Source organism: Tannerella forsythia, assembly GCF_003860135.1.
Taxonomy (GTDB): domain Bacteria; phylum Bacteroidota; class Bacteroidia; order Bacteroidales; family Tannerellaceae; genus Tannerella; species Tannerella forsythia_A.
Genome location: NZ_RQYN01000073.1, coordinates 1 through 9,706, shown reverse-complemented (window position 1 = coordinate 9,706; position 9,706 = coordinate 1). Strand labels below are relative to the sequence as shown.

Genomic DNA, 9,706 nt, shown 5'->3' with positions numbered 1-9,706 from the left:
TTTATTTTCGGTTGGTTTTTTCGGAAGCATAAAATATATTTTGTGGCATAAGTTGATTTTATAAGGAACGACTATTTAGATTCTGACTTCCATCTATTGTGTAATTTATCATAATTAGTAATCTTCCAAAAATAGATTGCATTGCAGGTTGTGAAGCCGATATGTACTATCATCCACGACAATTTAGAGGGAAGAAAATTGATTCCCAATGCATAGCAGATTGGAATTATAACTGTATTAAGATTTAATAATTGAGCGATGGAAAGCATGGAAAGTGCATAGAGTCCGGCAATATCGCTCTTCCACTTTATCTGGTAAGTTGAATATATTCTATAGTATATATAAGAAAACATAAAGTGTCAATGTTTTTCGAATTTATCAAAACTCTTGGAAATAGAGTCCCTTGACTTGCCTATTTCAAGAAGTTGAGGATGAGGAGCCACATAGGTGTTATCTCGCACAGCTTCAAATGGGTTCGCGCGCTCAGGCTTTTCTATAACACGCGCAACCGGTTGGTCAAAAACGCCCAATGCATCAAGCCCAAAGTACACACCCGAAACGGCCCAACCCCAACCGGGTATAAACCCAATTGATCCAAAAATCAAATCCGCTGTATTTTTTAATGTAAATCCTTCTTCCCTAATTGTGTACATCGTGCAATTTTGTTGCAACTTTATTGAAAAATAGGGTTTATTGGTCTATTTTTGTATTTGCAAACTAAAAATGTAGATACGTATGAGTACCTTACCAACACCCCCGCACAAAGATAGCTATAAAATAAAGAATTGGAAAGAATACAATCGAAGCTTATGTCGTCGTGGTCGTATCACATTATGGCTACATGATTCGGTATTAGATGAGTGGGAACAAGCCGCCCAAAAGGGAAAGAGAGTGGGCGAACAAACTTATTGCGACAGTATCATCCAGTGTTGCCTGTTGTTGAAAATCAATTATGGGCTAAAATTACGCCAGAGTACGGGTTTTGTTGAAAGTTTATTTATGCTGATGGGTAAAAGTCATTTGCCGGTTCCGGATTACACGACGCTTTGCCGTCGTCAGAAGAGCCTCCCTGTAGACATCGGGGACAGGTTGGCAGGGGGTGAGAATTTATCGGTGGGGATAGATTCTACAGGCTTGAAAGTGTATGGAGAAGGTGAATGGAAAGTGCGTAAACACGGCTATTCGAAACGTCGCACGTGGCAAAAGCTTCACCTCTGCGTTGATTTGGACACACAGGAAATCCTCCGGGCGGAATTAACCGGCAACGATGAGGATGACGCTTCCGTAGGAACGAAAATGCTCAAGGGTAAGACAAGCCATATAAAACGATTTATCGCAGATGGGGCATACGATAAGTTCGGGTTCAGAGAAATTTTGGGAAGCGATGTTCTTCAGATCATTCCGCCTTTGAAAAATGCAGTCATACAAAAGGGCAGTAAGAAGAAACTTTTGCCCGATTATCTGATTCAGCGCAATGGAACTGTGGAAGCCATAAACAAACATGGCTCGAAGCGTTGGAAAAAGGAAAATGGCTACCACCGACGAAGCCTTAACGAAGTGGCGATGTTCCGGTATAAGACGATTTTCGGCGGAGAATTAGATGCCCGGGCATTTGAAAATCAGAGAACCGAAGTCAAACTCAAATGTTGGGTATTAAACAGATTCATCGGGATAGGTATGCCCGAGGCTTACAAAGTGTCTTAATATACTGTATAACCACAGAAAAGGAATATATCCACTTGGCTTCCGTTGCAACAAAGTCCAACAGGAGTATAGTATAAGGCGAATCAGAAAATTTTTCTGAGCTTAGGAGAGAGGAGAGGATGGATCAAGCTTTATGTGATCTTTTCTTGTAAGAAGATGGAATTTTTTATGTTGGCAAATGACCGATTGCGTAAAGTGATCGAAAAGGAGCCCTTTACGGGGCTTCCTTTTCGAGTGTTAACATGCTTTTTCCTTCTTTATCTGCAAGATGCAGTCGTGTCTCCGTCTTGTCGGATTTCACTTGCGTTACGTGTTCGAAAGCATTTAGTATTTTACTTTCCGTTTCGAGATCGGGGCAAGCCATCATCGTTACGCGCGGAACGGAGAATGAAAGAGCGGCAGGTTTCTTCTCATCGATTATCATTTCCGTATTCATCAGATTGCAACCTGCATTTCCGTGTAAACGAAGGGTCTTGCCTTCTTTTACGAATTCAAGGAACGCTTTTTCCGCTTTTACAGCCTCACCGCCTACTTCTACAATACTCCATCGGCCTATCAACTCTTCTGCCGTTACGCGCTTTCCGCTGTCGCAGGCGATCATTAATGCAACACATGCCATCGCCAATATTCCATTGATTTTTTTCATTGTTATGTTTTTATTTATTACACGATTATAAGACGTAAAAATGAAGTGAAATGTTTTGAGAATAGTTTTTTTTAGGTAATATTAATAGATTTTATTGTTGAAGATTCGATTAATTTTAATGGATTCTCTGAGTTAAGTCGTTTTAAATTAGTTTATATGGTGTTCGTTTTTTGTTGTCAATAAAAATATTCGATATAATTGAACAAATAGGGTATAGTGTCTGTTTCTTATATGTGAATGTATTTTTAATATGAATTTGTACTAAAACAAAAAGAAGCTATGGGTATTTTATCATGGATTATTTTAGGTTTATTGGCTGGCTTGATTGCTAAAGCCATACGTCCGGGCAAAGATCCGGGTGGTTGGATTGTGACCATCATTATCGGTCTTTTAGGAGCAGTTGTTGGTGGGTGGATTGGTTCGGCATTAGGCTGGGGAACAGTAAATGAGTTTAGCATTAGAACGCTTCTTCTCTCTACGGGAGGAGCAGTGATTGTGTTGTGGATTTTTGCGCTTATCAGAAAGAAATAGCCGTCGTACAGCCTGAAATAATAAGAAAACCCCTCGCTGGCAATTGTCCGGTGAGGGGTTATTAATTTTCCTCATCCTCATACTGTCCCTGATATCTGAACGGACAATCGCTCAAAGAACGCCCGGCAAAGGTACGAACAGAGCCATATATATCCAATTCTGCCGACCATGTTTTTTCCTCATCGGAGGTATACATTTCGGTCGGTGTACCGAGATAGTCTGTTACGATACTGTAGCTCTCTCCGTTTTGAAGTTTGGCACAGGGAACAAAACAAAAACACTTCAAAGAACTCCCTGCAAAGTTATATTTGAAAGGGCAAATCCCCAAAAAACACCCACTAATATTCTACCAAAGGCGGAAGAAAAGAAACCACTCGCCTTGATTGAGGTGTTTGTATTATTTTAAGAGGATATAATATCAATGTACTCTTTATATTCTAAGGGAATTGGCAAATCAAAAATCAAATCTTTCATTGGGTCAACATTCTTATTCATCTTATAGCAAAGGTACAGTCTTTCATTAAATTCTGCATAAATTCGCACATTGGTCAATTCATATTTATTTATTGTTTCCAAATCTGTTTTATCTATTGAGGGAATAATAATTTTCTCGACATACCCTCCAGAAGACATATCTTTTTCAATTAATCTTCCCCCTCCTTGTCCCAATATAAGTATTTTTTTTTCTTCAGGTGTTCCTTCCCAAACTGTAACATATCTGCTTCCAGTCCCTAAAGAATCTATTTTACACCTTGGCGGTTCATAGTTTGCTAATCCTTTAAGGTTCTGCTTAAAAATATTGCTATTTTTTATAAATTGTCTTGTAACAGTGGTACAAAAAAGAATAGGAACTTTTTTTAAATCTATCCCTTCCCAATTATTATCAGTATTGAACATATTAAAAACAAGTAGTTCTGCTTTACCTATCATCTGTGCCAATACATAAATATTGGTTTCTCTATTTTCATCTTTGCGTTTTGTTTCTATACTAATCACCTGATTGGTTTTCCACATTATTTTTGTCATTTTATTTCGTACATTTATTAGTGACATCCTTTTGTTTTCAGATGTTCGTCTGCTGCTGCTAAATATTTTTTCCTGTTTAGATTATTCTCACCAACTGGATTTTGCTTATTGGCAACTTTAGTTTTATCCCCCCCCCCGCTGCTTTTAAATCGGCTTCATATAATCTTTGTTCAAGACCTCTTGCTGTTTGTTTTCCTTTTACTCCCTCACCAATATAAACATGCTTGGGAGCAACTCCTCCAAAATCATCAAAGTTTCCATTATATCTGTACGCTATAATTTCATCAGGAGATAATCCAAGATGTGAAGGGGCGCTTGCATAACCTGTATAAGGAAGTCCATTTTTTACACCCTGATATGTTACATGAGTTCTTCCCGCTCCAGTTTTTACATTGTTTAAACCCAGAGGATCTATCCAACTATTTACATCACTTACATACCCATACAGGGTCGGATTACCGCCCGCCAACCCTATCGGGTCTTGAGAAATAAATGCCCCTGTATCACAACTATAATAGCGGTGTCTAACATAGCAAAGCTCAGTTTCCGTATCATAATACATCCCCTGATACCTGAACGGACAATCGCTCAAAGAACGCCTGGCAAAGTTACGAACAGAGCCATAAATATCCAATTCTGCCGACCATGTTTTTTCTCCATTGGAGGTATACATCTCAGTCGGCGTACCGAGATAGTCAGTTATGATGCTGTAGCTCTCTCCATTTTGAAGTTTGGCACAGGGAACAAAACTACCTTCTTCAAACAGCCACGTGGTTACATTCTCTTCCTCTGTCCACTCGTGCAACGGTACATTGCCGTCCCAAACCCAACGGGTAGTCTTATCTTTATATGTCTTCGAAATACGGCGACCGAGTGGGTCATACTCGAAACTGACCGTTTCGCCATCGGGACGCTTCACACTTCGGAGCATGCCGTTGCCCTGCCATTCATACGCCCAATCACCCTCCTGCCAAAGTGGAGTTGCCATGTTTTCCGGACGTAGTCTACACTTTAAGACAAGGTTTCCCTCACTATCGTAATGGTAGGAGTATTTACGGTCTTCGAGCAATCGACCGCCCTTGCCGTACTTACGATCTTTCCTTTCGGGCGTGCGGAACAGATTGCCGATGGCATCGGGAGCCTTGTAAATGCTCTCCAACTCGGAGCCACCCTTGTAATCGGCACGGAAGAGATTGTCCCAAGGATCGTAGTCGAAAAGGATGGTTTCGCCCGTGCGTTCGTTCCCCTTGCGAAGCAGGCGGTTGCCCATGCCCCAATGGTAACGCATGCGACTCTGCTCCGCTCCGCCCGAGAGAATATCCCTGCGAACAACACGTCCGAGCATATCACGGCCCGTCGTGACACGCACCCCGCCGCTCAACTCCCGCTGAATCTCCAAACCACTCTTATCACGACCGATGGACATGCTCCATTCTTTGGACTGCATTCCGGCCGGTAAGCCCTCCGTGTCGTACTGCAAAGCTACATCGGCTCCCAAATCGCTGCTGAGGCGGATGCGGCTACCGAAGGCATCGTAAACGCTCTCGACCATATGTTCGCCCTGCGTTTCCTTCAGCACACGCCCGTCCCGACTGCGCTCGAACCCGATCTTGATCGAATCGTTGAAGGCTGCCGTAAGCAGACCGTCCTTGTTATACTTGTAAGCCGTACCGGTACCGTCGCTGTGGCGTTCCTCGACGATACGCCTCACTCCGTCGTATTCATAAGTACTCCACCGTTCATCCGGACGCAACACTTTGGAGACACGTCCGGCACCGTCGCGCTCGTAATGGCGGTGAAGACCGTCGAATCCCCATTCGTCCACCACATCGCCACGTCCGTCCAAAGCGAAACGGTAGAGCTCTCCGCCTTCGTTCGCAATGCCGGTGAGCTGCAGCTCGGTATCGTACTCGAAGCAAGCCGTCTGCCCGTTCTGCGTCCGACTCAGCAGGGTGCCGAGACTGCCGTAGCGAAAGCTTACCTCACGGAGCCGGTCTTTGGCATGGATGAGGTTGCCCGAAGTATCGTAAGAGAAATGGTGTTCGTTGCCGTCGGCCTCCTGCATCCAGAGGAGGTTGCCGGCTTCGTCGGAACGATAGAAGGTGTGGTTGCCACGTGGGTCGCGCTCCTCGCTCAGATAACCGAAGGCATCGTACATCCACTGGCGGTAGGTGCCGTTCGGATAGGTAAGTTGTACAGGGCGATATGCCTCATCGAACAGAAAGCGGAAGACATTGCCTCGTTCATCGGTTACCTGACTCAGATTCCGGCCTTGGTATGCGTACGAAAGTGTATTGCCATCGGGCAGGATTCGTTTTACCACCCGATCCAGAGCATCATACTCCCATGCCGATTTTGTACCCTGTGCAGTCGCGATACTCAGCAGGTTGCCTCGTTCGTCGTATTCGTAGCGAGTGCTTTCCCCGTTCTCGTTTTCGAAGCTGATGACCTCTCCTGAATCGTTGTAGGTGTATTTCCGACTCAGTCCTTCGGGGTTTACCGTTACGACCAATTCTTCGTATTCGTTGTATTCCTGCAGCGTAACGCCTCCTACTTCGTCGATGATCTTGTAGATCAGATTCCGCTCGTCGTAGAAGTATCGGGTGGTAAAGCCTAGGCTGTTGCGCGTGAGCGTGTGTCCGGCACTATATTCGGTATGGTGCTCGAGCACACCGCCATCGCCCCATGTATGCACACATTTCGCCTCGTCTCCTTGGCCTCGGTACTCCCAGTAGAAATTCTGTCCCGCATCAGACTTTCCAAAGAGGGTTTATACTAAATATAAATATATGCAAGAACCAAAGAAAGGAAAATTCCCTTTAAGACTTGTCGTTAAGGAGACATTGTCATCTCAAGGGAAAATCATTCTTTTGCTAATTTTTCAATTTCGTCTTGAAGCTCTTGATCCCAAATAAACTGCAAGTCGAATTTTCCTTCTGGATTAACTGTAAATACAGCTTTGTTCCATTTATTTTTATTGTTCTCTGCTGTCATTATAGCATTTAGCTCCTTTATATCTCTCATATTCTTGAAGCTATCTTGCAAAATGGTATTTTTAACCTCCCCATTATCCGTTTTATATTCCAAAAAAGCTTTAACGCTCCCAACGTATTCAACTTGCAAAGCAGCAGTAATCCACTCGCTTCTAATTGAATCAATGATTCTTTGACCAATCCTATTATAAATTTCTGATACTGTACTCATAATGGCCTCTATTATATTACTAAACAAACAAAAAAGTCTTTCCATCTATCTCGAAATTTATGCTTTGTTCAATAGGTATCTTCGAGCTGCTTTCGCTATTCTTGGAGCAAAGACATATCTTTCACTACTTTGTTTTGTTGTAGCTTTTTTTGAGTGGGTGTAGTCTACCAATAATTTGAATTGTCCTCATATTGCATAAAAACTCGAATTTGCCTGCATGAACCCAATGGGCAGAAGTTTATATCGAATATATGTCTAAAACGTCTTTTCCTAAAGCAAGTTGCAAAATAAGTTCAAAAAAGAGTGTCGGATTTGAGGTCGTAAAGATAATCTCCGAGAAATTATCACGATCCCTTACACTAAATGTTTTATCACACATCGATTGGACGCAAAGAAAGGTTTCCGTTTCTGCATAGAATAAATATCCTTCAAAAACAGGATCGGAGTGCCACATTCTATTCGCTTTGACAAATCCATCAATATGTCTATCATCATAACCTTGTAAAAGACTATCCTCTGTAGCATATAAAACTACTCCATTATTATCAAATCCATTTGTTTGCAAAAGAATATCTATATATGTTTGAGATAATTCTATTCCGTATAATGATAGAATAGAGTTTTGAAGTTGTTCTACTTGTTTTTTGTTTGCAGGAGTTTGAATTTTATCTCCATATTTTGCATTCTGCAATTCTAATTCCTTCATTAACTTATCCATCATTCAATGTTGTTATGGGTAAAATTTCCTTCGTTTTTCCACCATTCCAGAGCTATCTTGTTGGATGAAAATAACCTTTTCCCCAATAGCAACAGCTTCAATATAACAATCTGGATTCTCTATCCTCTCTGGAGCATAAACAACAATGCCACACTTATACACTGTAAAGCCCATATTTTACTTTCCAGAGTCATTAAAATTACCAAATGTATGCTATAAATTCCTGTTCAAAAATCGATATTCAAAGAATTTATTCACCATCGGGCAGCACTGTATTTTCAAGCATTTGCATAAATTCAGCAAAAGTTTCGCAGATAAAGTATGTGTTAAGTTCATCTGAGGATTGTTTGAAAAAATAGCAATGATCATAATACCAAATACCGTCATTTTCTTTGTCATGTATCAATAGCAACCACCCTCCTCCTAGGTCTCTTCCAATGAGAATAGATTCACTGGGAATATCATCAATGTATTCCCGATTTTTAAAAATAATATCCTGTGACCTACTTTTTGTATTAACTCCATAAAGAGTATCCATTAGGATAAATTCGCCCAAATCTTCCACAAAAAAATAACCATCGTGCACAATTGCGCCATTATTTTTTGCCAAAAATTCTTTGTAGTCTTTCGGTAGCGAGATGTTAAATTCATTCTCTATAATCTTGTAACTATCGATTGTTCCTTTTTCAATTAATTGTAATCTCATAAATGTCATTTTTTCTGCCTAATGCGACTTTTTTTGTTTTGGAAACCCCACCGCGGTGAGTAAATCTATCGTGTATATCAGAATTAACTTCTTGCATTGTCATACCATCTTCGTGATGATGCCACGTTGTTCCATCAATTTTTGGAGGATCCAATTCAGACTTTCTTATCGCATTTGTATAATCCGTTGTATGATTCCCTTTTTGTTCAGGGCTGACGCATTAAAAGGACTTTCTATATATTTTTGTAGTCGTTAAATAAATAAGCTGTTAGTTATGTATCATTCTCTATTTGAAAGCCTCTGCATGGTCTCAGACCCACGGATAGAGCGTAAAAAAATTTATCCTCTTGACTTTTTACTCCTGATCGTTTTCCTCTCTACACTCTCAGGCAATACCTCTTGGTATGAGATTGAAGATTATGCCGAGGAATACGAAGAAGAATTGAAAAGTCTATACGAAATGCTTACTGGCCATCAACTTACGCATACCATGCCTTCTCATGATACTCTCAACAGGAGCATCAGTCTGTTGGATGTAGAAGCCTTTGAGGGGGCTTATAAGCGATGGATTGAAGGCTTTATCTCGGCCACTTCGGGTAAACATATTTGCATTGATGGCAAGACGATGCGGGGAGTGAAGAAACTCTCTTTTGATACACAATCCCATGTCGTCTCTGCCTTTTCACCACAAGATATGTGCAGTCTTGCCCAACTCTACATTGACCGAAAAACAAACGAAATACCTGCTATACAACAACTTCTTCATTTGCTGGACTTGAATGATGCCATAGGCACACAAACTGCCATTGCCGAACAAATCATCGATAAGGGCGGAGACTATGTATTGTGTGTTAAAGCGAATCAAAGTTTGAGTCGGCAAGAGATTGAAGCCTATTTCTGCCCTCTTTTTCAGAAGCATATCCTCCTTGACGAGCAGACGGAACTATCTCACGGACGCATAGAAACACGTCGCTATGAAAGTATTCTCAATCCCTTGGAGATAGAAGCCAGCGAGGTATTAACTCGCTGGAAAGGCTTGAGGGCGATACACAAAGTTGTACGCAAACGAAGGGATAAAAAGAGTGACAAAACGAGTGAAGAAGTGGCCTACTACATTTCGTCATTAACAGATCTTTCTTCATTGAAACAGGCTATTCGTGGGCATTGGGCG

Annotated in this window: 11 protein-coding genes; 3 read left to right on the top strand and 8 right to left on the bottom strand. The window is 41.4% G+C overall.

Annotated features, from left to right (window positions below):
• Positions 1-359 precede the first annotated feature (359 nt).
• Positions 360-653: a hypothetical protein gene (locus EII41_RS12635; protein WP_124790879.1), complete on the bottom strand. Its 294-nt coding sequence runs from the start codon at positions 651-653 to the stop codon at positions 360-362.
• An 82-nt stretch (positions 654-735) separates the two neighbouring features.
• On the opposite strand from EII41_RS12635, the gene EII41_RS12630 reads away from it, so the two are divergent.
• A complete protein-coding gene (locus EII41_RS12630) occupies positions 736-1,704 on the top strand; it encodes an IS5 family transposase (RefSeq protein WP_124790878.1) in 969 nt (322 codons plus the stop codon).
• Positions 1,705-1,918: 214 nt separating this feature from the next.
• Here the strand turns inward: EII41_RS12630 and EII41_RS12625 are convergent, their stop codons facing one another.
• Entirely contained in the window at positions 1,919-2,350 is a 432-nt protein-coding gene (locus EII41_RS12625; RefSeq protein ID WP_124790877.1) for an META domain-containing protein, read from the bottom strand.
• Positions 2,351-2,629: 279 nt separating this feature from the next.
• Between EII41_RS12625 and EII41_RS12620 the strand changes: the two genes are divergently transcribed.
• Complete coding sequence (locus EII41_RS12620) at positions 2,630-2,881, top strand: GlsB/YeaQ/YmgE family stress response membrane protein (RefSeq protein ID WP_124752787.1); 252 nt, start codon at positions 2,630-2,632, stop codon at positions 2,879-2,881.
• A gap of 402 nt (positions 2,882-3,283) precedes the next feature.
• Here EII41_RS12620 and EII41_RS12610 read toward each other — a convergent pair whose 3' ends face one another.
• The 6 genes from EII41_RS12610 to EII41_RS14815 form a co-directional block, all read right to left on the bottom strand.
• Complete coding sequence (locus EII41_RS12610) at positions 3,284-3,907, bottom strand: hypothetical protein (RefSeq protein WP_124790875.1); 624 nt, start codon at positions 3,905-3,907, stop codon at positions 3,284-3,286.
• A 76-nt stretch (positions 3,908-3,983) separates the two neighbouring features.
• On the bottom strand, positions 3,984-6,602 hold the full coding sequence (locus EII41_RS12605; RefSeq protein WP_124790874.1) for an RHS repeat-associated core domain-containing protein: 2,619 nt from the start codon (positions 6,600-6,602) through the stop codon (positions 3,984-3,986).
• 167 nt (positions 6,603-6,769) lie between these two features.
• Entirely contained in the window at positions 6,770-7,156 is a 387-nt protein-coding gene (locus EII41_RS12600) for a hypothetical protein (RefSeq protein WP_124790873.1), read from the bottom strand.
• A gap of 193 nt (positions 7,157-7,349) precedes the next feature.
• Positions 7,350-7,832 carry a YrhA family protein gene (locus EII41_RS12595; protein ID WP_124790872.1) on the bottom strand — a complete coding sequence of 161 codons (483 nt, stop codon included), beginning with the start codon at positions 7,830-7,832 and terminating at the stop codon, positions 7,350-7,352.
• Between the two features lie 247 nt (positions 7,833-8,079).
• Complete coding sequence (locus EII41_RS12590; RefSeq protein ID WP_185711916.1) at positions 8,080-8,535, bottom strand: SMI1/KNR4 family protein; 456 nt, start codon at positions 8,533-8,535, stop codon at positions 8,080-8,082.
• Entirely contained in the window at positions 8,516-8,689 is a 174-nt protein-coding gene (locus tag EII41_RS14815; RefSeq protein WP_221620726.1) for an HNH endonuclease, read from the bottom strand. Before EII41_RS14815 ends, EII41_RS12590 begins: the two co-directional genes overlap by 20 nt.
• 120 nt (positions 8,690-8,809) lie before the next feature.
• Between EII41_RS14815 and EII41_RS12580 the strand changes: the two genes are divergently transcribed.
• A partial coding sequence (locus EII41_RS12580) for an ISAs1 family transposase (RefSeq protein ID WP_124790870.1) occupies positions 8,810-9,706 on the top strand: 897 nt, incomplete at its 3' end.

Coding starts and splice junctions, on each gene's coding strand:
- EII41_RS12630 (WP_124790878.1), top strand. CDS start 736: ATGAGTACCTTACCAACACCCCCGCACAAAGATAGCTATAAAATAAAG.
- EII41_RS12610 (WP_124790875.1), bottom strand. CDS start 3,907: ATGACAAAAATAATGTGGAAAACCAATCAGGTGATTAGTATAGAAACA.
- EII41_RS12625 (WP_124790877.1), bottom strand. CDS start 2,350: ATGAAAAAAATCAATGGAATATTGGCGATGGCATGTGTTGCATTAATG.
- EII41_RS12600 (WP_124790873.1), bottom strand. CDS start 7,156: ATGGAAAGACTTTTTTGTTTGTTTAGTAATATAATAGAGGCCATTATG.
- EII41_RS12620 (WP_124752787.1), top strand. CDS start 2,630: ATGGGTATTTTATCATGGATTATTTTAGGTTTATTGGCTGGCTTGATT.
- EII41_RS12590 (WP_185711916.1), bottom strand. CDS start 8,535: ATGAGATTACAATTAATTGAAAAAGGAACAATCGATAGTTACAAGATT.
- EII41_RS12635 (WP_124790879.1), bottom strand. CDS start 653: ATGTACACAATTAGGGAAGAAGGATTTACATTAAAAAATACAGCGGAT.
- EII41_RS12595 (WP_124790872.1), bottom strand. CDS start 7,832: ATGATGGATAAGTTAATGAAGGAATTAGAATTGCAGAATGCAAAATAT.